This window comes from Microcoleus sp. N3A4, assembly GCF_036701805.1.
Lineage (GTDB): Bacteria > Cyanobacteriota > Cyanobacteriia > Cyanobacteriales > Microcoleaceae > Microcoleus.
The window spans coordinates 52,499-72,188 of record NZ_JAUBRJ010000023.1 but is presented as its reverse complement, the minus strand read 5'-3'; the positions used below and the strand labels follow the sequence as shown (position 1 = coordinate 72,188).

General features: G+C 43.0%; 11 protein-coding genes. 8 read left to right on the top strand and 3 right to left on the bottom strand.

The window, feature by feature from the left end; translation table 11 throughout:
- Positions 1-165 precede the first annotated feature (165 nt).
- Positions 166-1,047: a Cof-type HAD-IIB family hydrolase gene (locus QUA56_RS15585; protein ID WP_333359075.1), complete on the bottom strand. Its 882-nt coding sequence runs from the start codon at positions 1,045-1,047 to the stop codon at positions 166-168.
- 354 nt (positions 1,048-1,401) lie between these two features.
- Between QUA56_RS15585 and QUA56_RS15580 the strand changes: the two genes are divergently transcribed.
- The 6 genes from QUA56_RS15580 to QUA56_RS15555 all read left to right on the top strand — a co-directional run bounded on the left by QUA56_RS15580 (position 1,402) and on the right by QUA56_RS15555 (position 16,928).
- The gene (locus tag QUA56_RS15580; protein WP_333359073.1) at positions 1,402-6,930 is read left to right on the top strand and encodes an ATP-binding sensor histidine kinase; all 5,529 of its coding nucleotides are present in this window, start codon (positions 1,402-1,404) and stop codon (positions 6,928-6,930) included.
- A 48-nt stretch (positions 6,931-6,978) separates the two neighbouring features.
- Positions 6,979-8,391: an adenylate/guanylate cyclase domain-containing protein gene (locus QUA56_RS15575; protein ID WP_333359071.1), complete on the top strand. Its 1,413-nt coding sequence runs from the start codon at positions 6,979-6,981 to the stop codon at positions 8,389-8,391.
- A gap of 106 nt (positions 8,392-8,497) precedes the next feature.
- Complete coding sequence (locus QUA56_RS15570) at positions 8,498-9,631, top strand: heparan-alpha-glucosaminide N-acetyltransferase domain-containing protein (RefSeq protein WP_333359069.1); 1,134 nt, start codon at positions 8,498-8,500, stop codon at positions 9,629-9,631.
- Between the two features lie 762 nt (positions 9,632-10,393).
- Positions 10,394-13,333: an adenylate/guanylate cyclase domain-containing protein gene (locus QUA56_RS15565; protein ID WP_333359067.1), complete on the top strand. Its 2,940-nt coding sequence runs from the start codon at positions 10,394-10,396 to the stop codon at positions 13,331-13,333.
- A 44-nt stretch (positions 13,334-13,377) separates the two neighbouring features.
- Positions 13,378-14,283, top strand: a complete 906-nt coding sequence (locus QUA56_RS15560) for a hypothetical protein (RefSeq protein ID WP_333359065.1) — start codon at positions 13,378-13,380, stop codon at positions 14,281-14,283.
- A gap of 479 nt (positions 14,284-14,762) precedes the next feature.
- On the top strand, positions 14,763-16,928 hold the full coding sequence (locus tag QUA56_RS15555; protein WP_333359063.1) for a carotenoid oxygenase family protein: 2,166 nt from the start codon (positions 14,763-14,765) through the stop codon (positions 16,926-16,928).
- A 67-nt stretch (positions 16,929-16,995) separates the two neighbouring features.
- Here QUA56_RS15555 and QUA56_RS15550 read toward each other — a convergent pair whose 3' ends face one another.
- Positions 16,996-17,154 (bottom strand): hypothetical protein, encoded by a 159-nt coding sequence (locus QUA56_RS15550; protein ID WP_333359061.1) that lies wholly within the window; start codon positions 17,152-17,154, stop codon positions 16,996-16,998.
- Between the two features lie 9 nt (positions 17,155-17,163).
- Here QUA56_RS15550 and clpP point away from each other — a divergent pair, with 9 nt between their 5' ends.
- Positions 17,164-17,808 carry an ATP-dependent Clp endopeptidase proteolytic subunit ClpP gene (gene clpP, locus QUA56_RS15545; protein ID WP_333359131.1) on the top strand — a complete coding sequence of 215 codons (645 nt, stop codon included), beginning with the start codon at positions 17,164-17,166 and terminating at the stop codon, positions 17,806-17,808.
- A 213-nt stretch (positions 17,809-18,021) separates the two neighbouring features.
- Here clpP and QUA56_RS15540 read toward each other — a convergent pair whose 3' ends face one another.
- On the bottom strand, positions 18,022-19,020 hold the full coding sequence (locus QUA56_RS15540; RefSeq protein ID WP_333359059.1) for a hypothetical protein: 999 nt from the start codon (positions 19,018-19,020) through the stop codon (positions 18,022-18,024).
- 386 nt (positions 19,021-19,406) lie between these two features.
- Here QUA56_RS15540 and QUA56_RS15535 point away from each other — a divergent pair, with 386 nt between their 5' ends.
- Complete coding sequence (locus QUA56_RS15535) at positions 19,407-19,655, top strand: hypothetical protein (RefSeq protein WP_333359057.1); 249 nt, start codon at positions 19,407-19,409, stop codon at positions 19,653-19,655.
- Positions 19,656-19,690 lie beyond the last annotated feature (35 nt).

The window sequence follows — 19,690 nt, the reverse complement described above, 5'->3', positions numbered from 1 at the left end:
AGTCAGCTATATTGATGGACGTGTGAGGAGCGAACCAGAGAAAGCACCGAGACGAAACACGGCCAGTCGTCGGTGCTTTTTCTGTTGAAAGGCATTTTTAAAATTGTAGGGACACGGCACTGCCGTGTCCCTATAATTTTGGGAAAATTATTATTGCTACAAATATCAACGATCGCCCAAAACAAATTGTTCGATCGCAGCCGCCACCCCGTCTTCCTCCACATCCGGTGCCACCCAATCAGCAGCAGCCTTCACCCCATCAGGAGCATTGCCCATCGCCACGCCCACACCCGCGTAGGCAATCATTTCTAGATCGTTAAAATTGTCGCCGATCGCCATCACGTTCGCCGCCTGCAAACCCAAAATTTCCTCGGCTAAATACTGCACGGCATCTCCCTTATTCGCCGAAGGATGCGTAGCTTCAAAAAAAGTAGAAACCGATCGAGTTAAATAAAGTTCCGCAGGCGTGTAGCGCTCCCGCATACTGATGTGCAAGCCGTCGAGTACCGCCGGATTTTTGCACAAAGCCAAAATTTTCGTCGGTTCCCCCGGAATATCTCGCCGCAAATCTTTAATCACGATCGGTTCAATGCCCGATCGTTCTGCATAAATTCGGGTAGCTGCGGTAATTTCCGGGACATAAAGTTTGTCGTCAATGTAGAAATGGATCGAAAGGAGCGGTCGCAAATGCGGTTCTTCAAAATAATCTAACAGTTGCAGAGCAGTTTGTTTCGATAGCGGCAAGTGTCGCAGTCGCTTTTGAGCAGCGATGTCTTGAATCCACGCGCCCTGATAGCAAATCAGCGGCAATGTTGAGCCGATGTCCGAGTGAAAACGCAAAGCCGATCTGTACATCCTGCCCGTAGCGACGGCCACTTTCACCCCCCGCAACTCGGCTGCCAAAATTGCCTGCTTGACGGGTTCTCGGATGTCATTTGACAAACCTGCGATCGTGCCGTCGATATCCAGTACCAGTAGTTTAATGTCTGCGGTGCCAAAAGCGCGATCGGTCGCAGTCGCTGGATTTGAGGCAGTTATATTCTGCATGATTGTTTTTAGATTTTAGCTGTTGATTTGCACGCACCAGTTTATTTTGGCACTGGCGGGATAGCAAAGTGCGACTTCTGATTTTTTGAAGACTAAAATATAGATAACTAAATAAGCGCAAAAAAAGTATCGAGGAGGAGCATTTAGGGACTGGTTTAGCTCAGCTATATAATAGCAGCCAGTTTACTGTCGTAAAAATCGCCCTCGACCTCCGATCTGTATTTCCACTTACTTAATAATACCACTGGCAAAAAAAAATGCAACTGTAAGCAAGATCCAAAGCATTATGTCATCCATTCCCAATCTCAAATCTAAAATTGTATAACCGCACCTTTAAAACCACCCCCAAACAGCATGATTGCCATCCCTGGATATCGCATTGACACAGAACTTTATACAAACCCTCACACAGTTATTTATCGAGGGATGCAGCTTGAAAAACAAAAACCAGTTATCCTCAAAACTCTTAAGCCGCCATACCCTAGCCCAGCACAAATAGCCCAACTCCTGCACGAATCAGAAATTCTTAAAAAATTGAATAGTTCAGGAATAATCAAGCTTTACAAGATAGAAAAATACAATCACTTTCCTGTTTTAATTTTAGAAGATTTTGGCGGTATTTCCCTAAAAGAGTTTCTCACAAACAACCAGCTTGAGTTACACCAATTTCTGCAAATTGGCATAAAACTAGCAGAAACTCTCGGTCAACTCCACGAACACCAGATCATTCACAAAGATATTAAACCGAGCAATATTATTGTCAATATCGAGACGGGGGATGTTAAGATTGCTGATTTTGCGATCGCCTCCCTGCTACCAGGCGAAAACCCCACCCTCAGCCATCCCCATTTACTCGAAGGAACCCTCGCCTATATGTCTCCCGAACAAACGGGACGCATGAATCGGGCGATCGACTACCGCACCGATTTTTATTCTTTAGGCGTCACCTTTTATGAAATGCTTTGCGGCGAATTGCCTTTTAATGCGATCGATCCGATGGAATTAGTACACTGCCATATTGCCAAAACGCCAGTTTCTCCTTGTGAAAGCAGAAAGCAGAAAGTAGAAAGCAGAACCATTGAAAGCAGAATCAATCAAGCAGAAACTGAGGAGATTCCTCAAGTCGTTTCCGATCTCGTCATGAAACTCTTAGCAAAAACCGCCGAAGACAGATATCAAAGTGCTTTCGGACTTTTGTACGACTTAGAAAATTGTCTCGATCGACTGCAAACAACCGGCGAAATTTCCCACATAACCCTCGGCGAGCAAGATCAGTCAAGTTATCTGCAAATTTCCCAAAAACTTTACGGGCGAGAAGCAGAAGTTAATATGCTTCTCAGTACCTTCGAGCGCATGAGGCGAGGGAATACAGAAATCGTGCTGATTTCCGGTTGCGCCAATCTGGGCAAATCGTGGTTAGTCTATGAAATTCACAAGCCGATAGTACGCGAAAACGGGTATTTTATTGACACCAAATTTGAGCAATTTAAGCGCGATATTCCCTACGCTTTTTTGCTCCAAGCTTTTCAAGAATTGTTGCGGGAAATCCTCACAGAAACAGCCGCCCAAGTCCAAGTTTGGAGACAAAAAATCTTAAATGCCCTCGGCGGTAACTGCCAAGTAATTATTGAAGTTATTCCCGAAGTAGAACTGATTGTCGGAACGCAACCCCCAGTACCAGATTTAGGAGCAAATGAATCTCAAAATCGCTTTAATTTAGTATTTCAAAAATTCATCCGCATCTTTACTCAAAAAGAACACCCGCTGGTAATTTTCCTTGACGACTTGCAGTGGGTCGATTCAGCATCCCTCAAGTTAATACAACTGCTAGCAACTGACATCGAGAGTCAATATTTATTAATAATTGGAGCCTATCGAGAACAGGAAGTAGATGTAAATCATCCCATAATGCTGACCGCCGAAGCAATTAGAAAAGCCGGCGGTACTGTGAGCGCGATCGCCCTTTCACCTTTAGATATTAACAGCGTCAATCAATTCGTTGCGGATACTCTGAACTGCCCACCAGAAAAATCGCTAACTTTAGCAGAATTGCTTTTTCAAAAAACCGCAGGAAATCCCTTTTTCTTAACTCAATTGCTAAAGTCTCTTTACTCAAAGAAATTGCTATATTTTGAATTTTCACACTCAAATAGATTGAGCGATCCAGCCGAACTTAACCTTTCTGGCTTTCCTCAACAAATCTCAGAGCGAGTTGTGAAAAATTTCCCAATAAAAGGCCAGTGGCAGTGGGATATCGAGCAAATACAAGAAATGGGAATAACGGACAATGTTGTAGAATTAATGATAGATAACATTCAAAAACTTTCAGACAATACGCAAGAAATGCTAAAAGTAGTCGCTTGTATCGGCTACAAATTTAATTTAGGAATTCTCTCTACAATCGCCAAAAAACCTCTAGCCTCCACAGCAACAGACCTCTGGGAGGCACTTCAGTCCGGTCTAATTTTTCCCGTGAATAACGCCTGCAAAATTCCGATCGCACTAGCAGCAAACAAAGAAGTAACAGACAAAATATCTAGAGACTTTACAGATGAATTGTCTCTACCATTTTCTGATGCTGCTAGCGCGACTTACCAATTTTTGCACGAGCGAGTGCAGCAAGCAGCTTACGCTTTACTATCGGAATCTCAGAAACAAGAAATCCATCTCAAAATCGGCCAAATTCTGCTGCAAAACGCCTCTCCCGATCGATTAGAAGAGCATATTTTTGATACAGTAAACCAACTAAATTTCGCTCAAAAAATCATCAGCAACGAATTAGAAATATTTCAATTATGCCAATTAAATTTAATTGCAGGCCGCAAAGCAAAAGCCAGTGCAGCTTACGAACTAGCCCTCACATATTTAACCGCAGGTATTAAGCTGCTTCCTCCAGAGAGTTGGCAAACTGATTACGACTTGACTCTTGCACTCTACGAATCAGCAGCAGAAGCAGCTTACCTCAATACCGAGTTTGAACAAATGGAAAAATGGGCAAAGATTGTCCTGCAACACGCCAAAAATGAACTTGACAAAATCAAAATTTTTGAAATTAGAATCACAGCTTGTGCGATGCAAACCAAACTCCAAGAAGCTGTCAAAATTGGTCGAGAAGCACTAAAAATGTTAGGAATAAACTTTCCTGAATCACCGATTCCCCTCCACATTCACAAAGCACTGACCAAAACAGCAGCTTATTTAACCGGGAAAAAGATAGAAGATTTAATTAACTTGCCGCTGATGACAAATCCGCGTAAATTAGCAACTATGCGCGTGCTTTCCAGTATGTTTTCAGCTACGTCTATAGTTGAGCCTATGCTGCTACCATTGATTGTGTGCGAGCAAGTTCATTTATCTATTAACTACGGAAACTCTGCTTTTTCAGCCTTCGGTTATGCTAATTACGGAGCAATTTTAAAAGGGATAGTTAGAGATATTGAATCCGGCGATCGCTTCGGTCAATTAGCTTTAAAAGTGAGCGATCGACTAAATGCTTTAGAATTCAAAAGCAAGACGCTTAATTTAGTAGCCTTCCTTTTGATGCACGGCAAACATCACGTTAAAGACACTTTACCGCTTTTAGAAGAAGCCTATCAAAGTGCACTAGATAATGGTGATTTAGAATCTGTCGGATATTCCGCAGTAAATATTTGTCAGTCTTTGTATTTCATCGGTCAAGAATTGCCACAACTAGAACAAAAAATGGCAAATTACAACCATTTACTGCTTCAACTCAAGCAAGAAACGGTATTGACTTGGAATCAAATATATCATCAAGCTGTTTTGCAATTGATGGAAAAAGTGGAAAGTCCAGACATTTTAGTAGGTGAAGCTTACAGCGAAGAAAAATTGTTACCGCTGCTGTTAAAAGCTAACGATCGGGTGGGACTCCAGCAATTTTATTTGCAAAAACTAATATTAGCCTATTTATTTGGAGATGTCGAGCAAGCCCTTGAAAATGCAGCGCAAGCAGAAGTTTATTTAGACGGAGTTGCGGGCTTTATTAATGTTAGTGAATACCATTTTTACGATGCTCTAGCCAGACTATCAGCATATCCATCTGCAACAAAAGAGGAACAAGAAGAGCATCTATTTTACGCAACCAGTAACCGAAAAAAGCTGCAAAAAAAAGCACTTTCTGCGCCAATGAATTTGCAGCATAAATGCGACTTAATCACTGCCGAAAAAGCGCGAGTTTTGGGGAAAATTGTGCGAGCTATGAAATATTATGACTGGGCAATTCAAGCAGCACAAGAAAATGGATACATACAGGTACAAGCAATCGCAGCAGAATTGGCAGGATCATTTTATCTATCCATAGGACGAGAAAAAATTGCTAAAACTTACTTGACAGAAGCGCGTTATTGCTATCAGCGCTGGGGAGCAAAAGCCAAAGTAGCGCATTTAGAATCAAAATACTCGCAGTTGCTAACTTCAGCCTCGATTTCAACTAATATCGAAACTCACAAATCTACCAGCAGCGCTTCCACTACCAGCGACAGTGCAGGCGTGCTAGACTTGACCACAGCAGTTAAAGCATCGCAAACCTTAGCCGGCGAAATAGTTCTAGACAAACTGCTCGCAAAAATGATGAAAATTGTTATTGAAAATGCCGGGGGGCAAAGAGGCTTTTTAATACTAGAAAAAGAGGGTGAATGGGTGATTGAAGCATCAGGATATGTAGATGTCGATAGCGTTGCTGTCATGCAATCAATTCCCATAAATTTTGTAGAAGAAGATCCCGAACTAGCTTTATTGGCAGTTGCCGTTGTCAACTACGTCGCCCGCACGCAGGAAAGTATAGTTTTAAACGATGCCGCCCGCGAAGGACAATTTACTCGCACACCCTATATAATTGCCGTTCAACCTAAATCAATTCTTTGCACTCCCTTAATTCATCAAGGTAAACTCAGCGGCATTCTATATTTAGAAAATAATCTGACTACAGGTGCTTTTACGCCAGACAGATTAGAAATGTTAAAACTGCTGTCTTCTCAAATTTCTATCTCGATCGAAAATGCCCAACTTTACGCCAACTTGCAGCAATTCAATCAAAATCTCGAAAAGTTAGTACAGCAGCGTACCTCCGAACTGTCCCAAACTTTAGAAGACCTAAAATCTGCCCAAAATCAACTGGTAGAATCGGAAAAAATGGCCGCCCTCGGAGGGTTGGTTGCAGGTGTTGCCCACGAAATCAATACTCCCATCGGCATCGGCATCACTGCAGCCTCCCTACTTTCTGAAAAAGTCACAAAATTTTTTGAGCTTTACAGCAATGGCCAAATTAAACGCTCCGAGTTAGAAAAGTTTCTGGATATCGCCATGCAAAGCAGTAATATGATCTTATCCAACCTCACACGGGCGGCTGACTTAGTTCACAGTTTTAAAGAAGTGGCAGTAGATCAGTCGAGCGAGTTAAAACGCACGTTTAAAGTTAAAAACTATCTAGAGGAAATTTTGACATCTTTAACCGCCAAACTAAAAAGAACTAAACACAAAATAGAGCTGAAGTGCGATGAAAATATTGTACTGGACAGTTACCCCGGCACGCTGTCTCAAATTGTGACAAATCTGGTGTTAAATTCTTTAATTCATGCTTACGATGGAGAAGACGAAGGAATTCTGAGTTTTGATTTCAAACTAGAGGGCGATCGGCTAATATTTGAATATGCCGATAACGGCAAAGGAATTACCGCAGAAAATCTCAGTAAAATTTTTGAACCGTTTTTTACCACCAAAAGAGGCCAGGGCGGTACAGGATTGGGACTGCACATTATTTATAACCTTGTTACTCAAAAACTAAAAGGCACAATTTCCTGCGAAAGTCAAGTAGATAAAGGAACAAAATTTATGATTGAATTTCCCGCTAAAATGAGCAATTAGTTATTATACCGCCAACATGAATATAAGTTTTATTTAGGAGAACGATAAATGTCAGAAGCTAGTAAAAACCTGTTGGCTGCGGGCGATGACGAATTAATAGCGGCGGGCGACGATGAATTAATATTTGCCGAAGAAGACGAGGCGGAAGAAAAGCCAATAGAAGCCACTTGGAAAATATTAATTGTAGATGATGAAATAGAAATTCACAATATTACAAAACTTGCCTTAAATGAGTTTACATTTGAAAACAAACTCATCACATTTATTAGCGCTTACTCAGGTAAAGAAGCCAAAGAAATGATCCAAGCCCATCCAGATATAGCATTGATTTTACTGGATGTAGTTATGGAAACAGAAGAGGCAGGCTTGGAAGTAGTAAAATACATCCGCGATATTTTAGACAATAAGATAGTGCGGATTATTTTACGCACTGGACAGCCCGGACAAATCCCTGAAGATGTAGTAATTGTCAGCTACGATATTAACGATTACAAAACTAAAACAGAACTGACAAACAAAAAGTTATTTACCACGGTAGTAACAGCACTGAGAGCATTTCGCTCCCTGACTCAAATCGAAGCCAGCAAAAGCGAACTCGAAAAAATTGCAACAGCTTCCGCCCGCTTTGTTCCACGCGAATTTTTAAGATTTCTCAAAATTGAAAGCATTGTTGATGCCAGATTGGGAGACTCTGTACAGGCAGAAATGACGATTATGTTTGCCGACATTCGCTCATTTACAAGTCTGTCAGAAAGTATGTCTCCCCAAGAAAACTTTGAATTTCTTAACTCTTACTTAAGCCGAGTTGGCCCAGTTATCCGCCAGTACAACGGTTTTATAGATAAATACATTGGTGACGGGATTATGGCTTTGTTTCCTAACAGACCTGAAGATGCTGTGCAAGCAGCAATTGAGATGCAGCAGCAAGTGAAAATTTATAACAGACACAGGCAAAATAGCGGCTATCAACCTATTTCGATAGGGATTGGCTTGCATACGGGAACTTTAATGTTGGGTACTATTGGCGAAGCGGAACGGATGGAAAGTACAGTAATTTCCGATGCTGTGAATTTAGCCGCCCGCGTGGAAGGATTGACAAAGCTTTACGGAGTTGGTATTGTAGCTAGCGTTCAAACTTTGTGCCGGATCGACGACCCCCAAAATTATAAGTGCCGTTTTCTCGATCGCGTTCAAGTAAAAGGAAAACAAACACCTGTTGCTGTATTTGAAATTTATGACGGCGACTCGGATATCATGATCGAACTAAAAGCACAAACCCAAACTTATTTTGAACAGGGAATTTTTTTTCACTACCAGCAGCAATTCGCGCAAGCAAGGCAAATGTTTCTGCGCGTCTTGCAAGTCAACAAGTATGATAAGGCAGCAGCTTTTTATGCAGAACGCTGCGATATGTTGATGAAGAATGCAGTCATTATGACTCTGGAAGGAATTGAAATTTAGGGCATGGGGCATGGGGCATGGGGCATGGGGCATCAGCTAAGATTGTGAACAGTGAACAGTCAACAGTCAACAGTGAACAGTGAACCGTGAACAAATAACTTAATTTATGCGCTTAAAATCCCTTGATGTTTTTCGCGGAATTGCGATCGCCTCCATGATTCTAGTCAACAACCCCGGTAGTTGGAAACAGGTTTATCCGCCACTAGATCACGCAGAATGGCACGGTTGCACCCCGACAGACTTAGTATTTCCGTTTTTCCTGTTCATCGTTGGCTGCGCGATGTCCTTTTCCCTGTCAAAATATACCCAAACTACTACAAAAATAAACACAAATATTTACTGGCGAATTGCACGGCGCGCCGCTATTCTGTTTGTATTAGGATTGCTGCTAAACACATCTTCGATCGCCCTTGACGTACTTCTCAACAGCGCCTCGCTTGAAAACTTCGGTAAAATTCGCATCATGGGAGTATTGCAGCGCATCGGCTTAGCTTATTTCATCAGTGCGATCGCCATTCTCAACCTCTCCCCCCGCAATCAAAAACTGCTCGCTGTTGCCGTGCTTTTGGGCTATTGGGCTGCATTAACCGTATTTGCTGTAGGGGGGTACAGTGCCGGCGAACTCACGCCAGAGGGCAATGTAGGGGGATATGTCGATCGGCTAATTCTCGGTAGCCAACACCTGTACAAAGGCGGCCCCTTCGACCCAGAAGGATTGTTGAGTACCTTACCCGCAGTTGTAACAGTCCTGATCGGCTACTTTACAGGAGAGTGGCTGCGCGTGCAGCCAATCAAAACCCGCACCAGTGTAAACTTAGCAATATGCGGCCTCAGTTGCCTAGTAATCGGCCATTTGTGGGGATTTTCCTTTCCGATCAACAAACAACTTTGGACAAGTTCTTATGTAGTTTTTACTGCTGGTTGGGCGTTGTTATTGCTAGCAGCTTGCTACGAAACAATAGAAGTGCAGAATTGGAAATGGGGGCGGCCGTTTGAAATCATGGGATTGAATGCAATTTTCCTGTTTGTTGCTTCCGGTATTGTCGCCAGAATCCTGTTAAAAACCCATATTGGCAGCGGCGAAAATGCTCCAACAACTTACACTTGGATTTACGATAACTGGTTTTTGCCGTGGGCGGGGCCGCTGAATGGTTCTCTGGCATTTGCCGTGACAGCGGTATTATTTTGGTGGTTAATTTTGTATGGAATGTACCGCCGTGGTTGGGCGATAAAAATTTGAGTAAAACAGTAGAGTCATACCAAATCCGGGTTGGATATCCTCTCAGCCATTAACATAGCTTGCGATCGAGCTTAAACGGGCTAAGTTTCTGTGGGTCATCATAAATGGGGTAAATAACCGGGATGTGGTATAACAAGTAGGTGGTTGGCAAGTAATGAGGAACAAAACTTGACCATCAAAGGCTGTTTGTTTATAATACATTTATAGGAATTACCCAAAAACAGCGTATTTCTGTCATTATGAGCCAAGCGCTGTAATTGCAACCGTTTGTTTTTAGCCTGATAGTGCGTAAGTCATGATTTACTTACATTTTTCACCCATAAAGGTTGATATTAATTCCCTGTTCTTTGAGCAGGGATTGCAATCTGAGGATGGCCGTTAATTAATAATACGCATAGGATAGCAGGAAGATAAATAGCCTGTACTACTTGATAAATTAGTTCAACAGCTTGGCGTAAAAAGCCTAACATTTTCACTTGATATAGCAATCCTAAATCAGTCGCAAAATCGAGCGAGACCAGAATCCTTGCAGTGCGAGCCAGAAAGCTCGCGTATAATGCAAGCAAATCATTTAGGATTGCTATATAAGGGTTTCAGCTTTTTTCCCCAAGCCCTACCTATATGTTAACTAAGCTAGGGACTGCTTAAGCAATAGAGCGTATATACATAGATTGCGAATCTCTGCTGTCTTCTGGGTGTGGAATTTATTAGAATCTTTGAAGTCTGCCGCCAATTGTACTATTAATATCTGTGTGTCGAATTATGCCTACTTTTGTTGAAAACCTTGCCAGTTTTTTACCGATTCGTGTCTTAAATTGTTTTGCTGCAGATCCTACTCCTCTTGCTTCTCCGGCTAGTGGCTCTTTTGAGGCGGCAGTTTTGTTTGTTGATATCTCTGGTTTTACTGCTCTTACTGAACGTCTTGCTCAAAAAGGTTCTATTGGAGTAGAAGAATTAACGACTCATTTAAATGCTTATTTTGGTCAATTAATTGAATTAATAATAGCACATAAAGGGGATATTGTCAAGTTTGCTGGCGATGCTATGTTGGCTATTTGGCCGGCGGAAAGTTTGTCTTTAGATCTAGCGACTTATTGTGCGGCGCAATGTGCTTTGGCGATTTTAAATGATTTGGGTGAATATCAAGCGGCAAATGCCCAGTTGCGATTGCATATTGGTATTGGAGCGGGTAACTTAAAAGAGTTTTACATCGGTGGAACGAATGGCCGATGGGAGTATCTTGTGGCGGGGGAACCTATTGGTCAAGTGGCGCTTGCAGAAACGGCTGTGGGTATAGGTGAAGCTTGTTTGTCCCTGACGGCTTGGGAGTTAATCAAAGACCAGTTTGTGGGACAATTATTAGCTTCAAATGTGGTGCGTTTGGAGGGATTTAATCTTTTAAAGTCTGTCGCGGATAGAAGGTTTCTCAATCTGGTTGAATCGGCTCCCATCGCGATTTACGATCAGATGCAAGAACGACTGGAAAGATATGTAAGCTTGGGGGTTTTGCAGCGTTTAAAAGTCGGTCAAACTGATTGGTTAGGCGATTTGCGACGAGTGACTGTGATGTTTTTAAATTTGCCGGGGATGGATTATGATGCCGAGGGGGCTTTAGATTTTATTTCAACTACACTTAATGCTATCCAAAATATTTTGCAAGTTTATGAGGGGACTTTAAATAAGTTTTTGGTGGATGATAAAGGTAGTACATTGGTGATTGGTTTTGGTTTGCCGCCGTTTGCCCATGAGGATGATTCGGTGCGTTGTGTGATGGCGGGAATGGCTTTATTGGAAAACTTAAGAAGTTTAGGATTGCAACCGAAGATAGGGATCGCGACTGGTACTTGTTATAGTGGTGTAATTGGCAGCGAGCAACGTCGAGAATACACAATTATCGGGGCGGTTGTGAATTTGGCGGCGCGATTGATGCAGGCTGCGAAGGACGGAATTTTGTGTGATGAAGGGACGTTTGAGTTCGCCAAAGAAAGAATAGAGTTTGAATCGTTAACTCCGATTAAAGTTAAAGGTATAGAAGAAGTCGTTCAAGTATTTTGTCCGCTTGGGGAGGTGCGTAAAGATTTGCCTTGGTGGATGGCAGGAAAAACGGAAAAGTCGATGGTGGGGCGGGAAAAAGAACGGTTATTGTTAGGGAATAAATTAGAACAGTTGAAAGCGGGTGTTTCTGGGGTAGTTATGATTTGTGGGGAGGCAGGAATTGGCAAGTCTTGTTTGATAGAAAATTTGCTTTTGCAGGCGCAAGAATTGGGGGTCGGAAGTTTGGTTGGTGCGGGGGATGCGATCGCTCGCTCGAAGCCCTATCATGCTTGGAACGCGGTGTTTAGTCACTTGTGGGATTTGTCTTTTTTACCCGATTTAGAGACGAAAAAACGTCAGGTTTTAGATTTATTGGAGGATGAACCGCAATGGTTGGAAAAAGCGGCACTTTTAAATGGGGTTTTGGGTTTAGATTTGCCGGATACGGAGGTGTCGGCTGGGTTGGTGGGGCAGCCACGGGCGGAAGCGACGCGGGATTTGTTGGTGCAATTGTTGCAGGATTCGGTGAATCGCTCTCCTAAGTTGCTTGTTTTGGAGGATGCCCATTGGTTGGATTCCTCAAGTTGGGCGCTGATTTTGGCGGTGGCGCAGAAGGTGAAGCGGTTGTTATTGGTGATTGGGACGAGACCTCTGGGTGAGCCGATGCCGGAGGAATACGATCGACTGCTGACGACAGAAGGGGTAGAACAGTTGCATTTGGAAGCAATGCCGGCTACAGATACGCGACTGTTTCTGTCTCAGCGTTTGGGGGTAAAAAGTTTGCCCGATCGCCTGGTGGAGTTAATTGAGAAAAAAACAGAAGGAAATCCGTTTTTTAGTGAGGAATTGGCTTATGGTTTGCGCGAGGCGGGCGTGATAGAAATTCATGATGGGGAGTGTCGGATTGCTGCGGGGGTTGGTAATTTGAGTGAGCTAAATTTTCCTGCTACTGTGCAGGGGGTGATTGCTTCGCGGATCGATCGGCTTTCTCCCAGTGAACAGCTTACATTGAAAGTGGCGAGTGTAATTGGTCGGTCTTTTGGATTTCAGTTGTTGCGAGATATTCATCCGATTGAGGATGATAAGCCTGAGTTGCCTAATTATTTGATGAAGTTACAGCGGTTCGATCTTACCCCGATGGAGACGCCGGAGCCGGATTTGGGGTATATGTTTAAGCATATTATTACTCAGGAAGTGGCTTATGGTTTGATGTTGTACTCGCAGCGCCGGCAAGTTCATGAATTTTTGGCGTTGTGGTATGAAAGAAGTTATGAAGAGTTGTCGGGGTTTTATGCGATTTTGGCGCATCATTGGAGTAAGGCACGGGTTGCAGAAAAGGCGATTTTTTATTTAGAAAAGGCGGGGGAGCAGGCAGTGCGGGTTCACGCTTTGCGAGAGGCGGTGCAGTTGTTTACGGAGGCGTTGGAGTGGTTGGAAACGTTGCCTGATACGGTGGAGAGAAAAGAGCAAGAGTTGCGGTTGCACATTGCTTTGGGTGCGCCGCTAACGGCAATTAAAGGTTATGGTTCGCCTGAATTAATTAACACTTTTACCAGAGCGCGGGAATTGGCGCAAGAACTCGGAGAAACAGCTAATTTTTCCCCATGTTGTGGGGGTTATTTGCAGCCCATATTGGGCAAGGAGATACAAAAACAGCCGGAGAATTAGCCCAACAACTTCTTTGTCTAGCGAACAATTCCGAAGATTCGGCTATGCTGGTAACCGCTCATCATTCTATGGGTGCAAACTTGCTTTATATGGGAGATTTTATTCAGGCTCAATTTCACCTAGAACGGTCTTTATTCTACTACGATGATCGAAAACATTCCTCCCTTGCTTTTATTTATGGGCAAGATTCGGGGGTAGCGAATTTTGCTCTTCTATCAATATGCTTGTGGTTGCGTGGTTATTGTCGGCAAGCTCTTGAGAAAAAGGAACAATCCTTGAGTTTAGCTAGAAAGATAGGACACCCCTTTACTTTAGGGCTTGCCTATTGCTATGCAACTCAGATTTATCACTACTTACAAAATGTATCTAGTACCCAAAAATATGGGGAAATGACGATTAATTTCTGCCTAGAAAACGAGTTTTATTTCTGGGGTACTTTGACGAATATTATCGTGGGTTGGGTAAACCAGCAGTTAGGAGAAATCGAGTTAGGTTTGACACAAATGCAGCAAAATTTAACAGCTTATTTAAGCCTGGGGACAAGATTAGGACAAATTTATTATATGAAGTTGACGGCTATCGGTTATCTGAATGCTGGTTTGGTGGAAGAATGTGTAAGTTTGATTGATAAAGGTTTGGAATTAGCCGACCCAACGGGCGCTTATTGGAAAGCCGAACTCTACCGGATCAAAGGTGAAGCGTTAATTATGCAATCAAAAGATGCAGAGGCGGAAATTTGTTTTCATAAAGCACTTGAAGTTGCTCGCTCTCAAGGTGCCGTGTCTTTGGAACGACGGGCGATTATGAGTTTAAGCGAATTTTTACACCGCTGTGGCAAAACCGAAGCTGCACGGCAGTCTATGGCACAGCTCGATCTAAATGCTGAAGAATTTGACCCAGTGGATCGTGAAAAGGGGATGACATTGCTTGCAGCGATCTGTTATTGTTGAGCTAGCCGGCCAGATGGCTGCTTAAACTATAGTTCTTGACGAAGATTATAAAGATTTAGTAGCAAAAAAATGCCCAGAAATTCAAAAATTATTTTAAAAATAAATTTACCCGCATTTTCAACCTAAACACTCCAAAGTTTAAAGTGAGATAAGGAGTCAATAAAAACATCAAAAAATCGTCACCACGTCTGTAGTCAAAAACACAATTATTTTTACTTGCCAGACTATCTATCCTAATTAGGGAAGTTTGGCAAGTAATTTTTGTAAATTTTAAATAGTTAACGAATAGTTTTAGAGTGTAAAATTTTGTGAAATAGCTGCGGTGACGAGTTAGTACAGATTTTAAAGTTTAACCGATATCCTGTTTTTACCTAAGTGTGGTAATCTAAGAAAACTGCGATTCTTTTGTGTCCGCTTAACCGTTATCATTAACCCTATCGCTTAACATATTGTAAGTAAGATTTCTTGAAAGTACAACCATGAATTTAAACAAAACAAAAGACTCTGATAGAAAAATATTTCCTCGCTCTATATTATCAGTTAGTCGGCAAGAATTTGGACTTCCAAAGAATAATCCAGATGCTAAAAGTTTGCCTCTTCAACTGCTAGTTAAAGACGAAGTAACTCTACCAGAAGACTTACACGGTCATGTGTTTATTATCTCAGCCGCAGGCTCGGTAGATTCTCACCGTCTTTTGGAGAATAATATCGTCTTTCCGTCCAGCGATGGTTCTACTCCTTTTTATAACGGGGATGGGATAGTTTACCGTATTGACTTTGACAACATTGAACAAGGAATTTTTCTAACAACTCGGCTTCTGAAAACTCCGTGTTACTATGCTGATATAGCAACTGCAAAGTGTTTTCCAGATTTTAAATTTCAAAATTTTGGTATTATGCGGATGTCTAAAAAACTTGGTACTCGTAACCAGCTTAATACAGGGTTTCTTCCAATGAAATATTCTGAGGAGGAAGGTGAGCGTCTGCTGGTAACTTGGGATATGGGGCGTCCTTATGAGATAGACACAAAAACTCTTGAAATCGTAACCCCTGTTGGTTGGAATGAAGAGTGGCGGGCGATGAATCCTCTATTATCTCGTCTGCCATTTCAACCTGATTTTTGCTTTAAATTAGTTCATTCTTCCGCTCATCCTTGTTTTGATCCTAAAAGCCAGCAGATGTTTACCGTTAATTGCGGTTGGTCTGTTTTGACTTTTATGGCTCAATCAATGCAATTTATTATTACTGTAATTAAGGATTTTTATAATTCTAGTAAAATTTTTAGTAAATTAAACAGGACTGCTTATAAGTATCTCATAAAAATGGTTGTCAAAAATATAAAGGTTTTCGATCATTATGTTGATCTGATTGCTTGGGATGGAAAAGGACAGCTTACTAGATGGAATATAACATACAATGATAAGCCGCTCCAAATTAAACAAAGTATTCATCAAATGGGATTGACCGAAAATTATGTATTGCTAGTTGACACAGGGTTTAAATTTTTATTGGAAGAGCTTTTGCCAGCTACAACAAACAAAATAAGCAAAAAATTGAAAAAAATAGTCAAAAATCTTATAGATTATCCGCAATTACCTGATACAGATATATATATTATCAAACGTACTGATTTGAAACCAGGCAAGAAGAATATTGAAGCCCAAAAAGTTGTCATACCCCGCGAGACGACACACTTTTTGGTAGATTTTAAAAATCCCAAGCAACAAATTACCCTTCACTTGGCTCATATTTGTGCCTGGGACACAGCCGAATGGATTCGTGATATCGATTTCGATAGTACCGACGAAACAACCCTCTCAAATAAACAGCCTCCCATGTACGGGATGACTGTAGGGCCATTGGATATTAGCCGTATGGGATGCTATGTCATTGATGCAGAAAAGGCAAAGGTAGTAAGATCGGATCTAACCAGCGTTTATCAAGATAATTCCCCTGGTCAACAAAAAGAAAAGAAAGAGTTTTGTCAGTACACTTGGGGACCGGCGCTTTATGCTTACCAGGACAACCAACCCACAGAAAAGTTTCAAGATATTTACTGGAGTTTTTTTGGTGCGTGGGAGGATATTCTCACAGAAGAAGGCTTAAAAATGTACGCACCTTATAAATATCGAGAGGTGCCGGTACCCGAACTCCTTGAACTTACCAAAAAAGGAATCAAGTCTAATTTATTGAGGTTGCATATCAAACCTTTGGAAAGCGTCAAAGAGGGTGAAAACAGATTAGAGATTCAAGATATTTATCAGTTTGAAACTGGTTATTTTGTAAACTCACCTCAGTTCATCCCTCGCAAAGCAGGAGGAGATGGTAGTTCTACGGATGGATACATTATGTGTGTTGTTTATCACGGCACAGATGATGAACCGGATAATGGCAATCAAATCTGGGTTTTTGATGCGACAAATCTGAAACAAGGGCCATTGTGTAAACTCTGGCATCCTCAACTTAATTTTGGAATTACAGTACATACAACCTGGTTGCCAAAAATTGCTAAACGGACAGCTACTTACAATATTCCTGTTGAGGAAGATTATCAAGATTTAGTGGCACAGCAGCCGGCAGCAATTCAAGAGTTATTTGAGAAGGAAATTTACCCACATTTTAAATCGAAAAACCCCTCAGTGTGAAGTGCGATAAGGACAGATTGACCTCCTCCCGGGCGTGAGGACATGGGGATTCCTAAGAATCGCTTACTTAGGTTTCTGCTTCGTAATCGATCGCCTGCGGGATCGGAAATCCGATCGCACACCCGCCACAACTTCCACAAATTACCGCCCCAACCCCGCCCAAATCAAGGATTTTGCCGATTTCTCGATCGCCCGCCACCGAATCCCTAACTATAACTGAGCCCAAATCGCTAAAATTAAAAAAAGATACGTAAATAGGCAGGCCCGGTCAATGATCCCAACAGTTATAGAACAATCCGGTCGCGGCGAACGCGCCTTTGACATCTACTCGCGACTCCTGCGCGATCGCATCGTCTTCTTGGGCCAACAGGTTGACTCTGACTTAGCCAACCTGATCGTTGCCCAATTGCTATTTTTAGACGCCGAAGACCCCGAGAAAGATATTTACCTGTATCTCAACTCCCCTGGGGGTTCGGTGACAGCAGGTATGGGCATTTTTGACACGATGAACCACATCCGCCCCGATGTTTGCACCATTTGTCTCGGTTTGGCTGCCAGCATGGGCGCTTTTCTGTTGAGTGCCGGCGCTAAAGGCAAGCGGATGAGTTTGCCTCACTCCCGGATTATGATCCACCAACCTCTCGGCGGAGCTCAAGGACAAGCAACCGATATTGAAATTCAGGCTAAAGAGATTTTGTACCACAAACGCCGCCTGAACGAACATCTTGCCAACCATACCGGTCAGCCGCTTTCCCGCATTGAAGAAGATACCGAACGGGATTTCTTTATGTCGGCTGAAGAAGCAAAGGACTACGGATTAGTCGATCAAGTGATCGATCGCCGTCCTTCCGCCAGCCGCCCGATCGCCGCTGTCGTCTAAATAAAAAGTTAAAAATCAAAAATGAGGAAATATTCTTCATTTTTGATTTTTAATTTTTAACGGTCATATAGCAGTTTTCAATGGAGTGAATTACAGATGCTGGGGCGCATGATACGGCATCATAGTTAAGTCCTTACTGTATTTCATACAATTGAAAACTGCTATATGTAGCTTTTTCTAAAAAACATCACACCTAGAAACCCTACATAACTACTAGGGCAAAGATTCGAGATATTGCAGGAAGTCGAGCAATTGTTCTTGCTTTAAGAAATGGCGCGCTTCTTGACCGTAACCTTGTTTGAGATAATCTTTGCCTTGGCTGGGAGTCCAGCCCAACCGCTTGATTTCCTCAGTGGTTCTGCTGTAGATTTCCAGATATTCTAGGAAGTCTACCAACTCTTCGCTAGAAAGCTCTCTCTGCGACGACTTGCCGTAATTGTGTTCGAGACAGTCGCTTTCCTGTTTTTTCTTCCATTGCAGGCGTTTGAGGATAGCGTCTATTTGGGCGATCGTATCAGAATTATCCTCGATCGCATCGCTCGGAATTCCCAACGCGATCGGTTGCAATTCCCTGACTTCGGCCGCACCCTGTAGCAGTTCACTTGGGCTAGCAGTCGGCACATCCAATTCCGCGATCGGTTCGCCGTAGCTGGAAGAAAGCCAAGCGTCCGAGTCTAACTGCTTCGGTACAAATCCAGTAGCCTCCGCCCGATCGACCGTTGGCGGCAGCGGTTCCGGTACAGGTGCGATCGGCTGTTCGTTTAATTTCGCTTCAGTCTTGACAAAATTGCTCTGATGTGGTATAGAAACTTTGTCGGCAACAGGCATTTCTAAAACAGGAAGAGGATCGCTTGCCGGCGGAACCGGAGCAACCGGAGCAACCGGAGCAACCGGAGCAACCGTAGCAGGCATTTCTAAAACAGGAAGAGGATCGCTTGTCGGGGGAACCGGAACCGCAACCGGCGCAACCGGCGCAACCGGAGAAACACTCGCGAGTCCAGTCGTGGGCGCAGCAAATCCCAGGACAGCGATCGATCGCAACCGGGCGCGGTCTTCAGCATCCTCAACAGACTCAGCAGCCGACATGGCCGTAGCAAGAGTTTTGCCGTCAACCTGAACCAGACAGCGAACAACAAACTTACCGTGATGAACAGTCAGCAACTCACAGATTAACTGTCCAGCGGGATAAAGGGCGCGAAATTCAGCAAACATAATTTTTTGACCCCGAAACCAGAAGGGGCTTATGACTTAAGTGTAGTACAGCGAGAGAGAAAACAATTTTCTGAAAGCACATATTCAACATACAATAAATTAAAGGTGAGTCATCCGCGCAACCTTTCACGCCACTAAACCCCATCCCACATCCGGCGGTTAAGCTAACAAGCACCGGGCGTCATTTCTACCTATAGGAAATGACACAGCAACTAAGCAAAAGTAGTAAAAGTCTCCGGTTTTGTGTAACTTGCACTTTCTACAGCACAGATTGCTCCCGACCCGCTCGTCGTTGCACCTCCGTCCGCAAGGGCAGATCGCGTGCAAAAAACAGGGACATCGCAGCAGCGAGCTACTAGCAATTTTGCCTTGAGCCGGTAAATTCTTTGCTAAAGCAAGAAGCAAGAGGCACTTCAAAAGGAAGAAGGAACAAGGCAGAAGGAACAAGGCAGAAGGCAGAAATGCAAATTTTCTCCCTCTCCATATCTCCATCGGCTCATCCTCGACTCAAGCCGTCGCTTTCAGTATCGAGCCATCTTTTAAGAACCGACAGGGGCTTTCTAATTCGCGAAGTGCTCGGCGCTGCTGACCTAAAAGCAAACAAACCAACGCTAAAAAATTGTATTGGGGAATAGCGTGGGGGAGAGTTTTATGCACCGTCAGCAGTCAG

What these genes read in the sequence shown, in the direction of transcription:
- QUA56_RS15585 (WP_333359075.1), bottom strand. Translation starts at nt 1,047, where the DNA reads ATGCAGAATATAACTGCCTCAAATCCAGCGACTGCGACCGATCGCGCT.
- QUA56_RS15580 (WP_333359073.1), top strand. Translation starts at nt 1,402, where the DNA reads ATGATTGCCATCCCTGGATATCGCATTGACACAGAACTTTATACAAAC.
- QUA56_RS15575 (WP_333359071.1), top strand. Translation starts at nt 6,979, where the DNA reads ATGTCAGAAGCTAGTAAAAACCTGTTGGCTGCGGGCGATGACGAATTA.
- QUA56_RS15570 (WP_333359069.1), top strand. Translation starts at nt 8,498, where the DNA reads ATGCGCTTAAAATCCCTTGATGTTTTTCGCGGAATTGCGATCGCCTCC.
- QUA56_RS15565 (WP_333359067.1), top strand. Translation starts at nt 10,394, where the DNA reads ATGCCTACTTTTGTTGAAAACCTTGCCAGTTTTTTACCGATTCGTGTC.
- QUA56_RS15560 (WP_333359065.1), top strand. Translation starts at nt 13,378, where the DNA reads ATGCTGGTAACCGCTCATCATTCTATGGGTGCAAACTTGCTTTATATG.
- QUA56_RS15555 (WP_333359063.1), top strand. Translation starts at nt 14,763, where the DNA reads ATGAATTTAAACAAAACAAAAGACTCTGATAGAAAAATATTTCCTCGC.
- QUA56_RS15540 (WP_333359059.1), bottom strand. Translation starts at nt 19,020, where the DNA reads ATGTTTGCTGAATTTCGCGCCCTTTATCCCGCTGGACAGTTAATCTGT.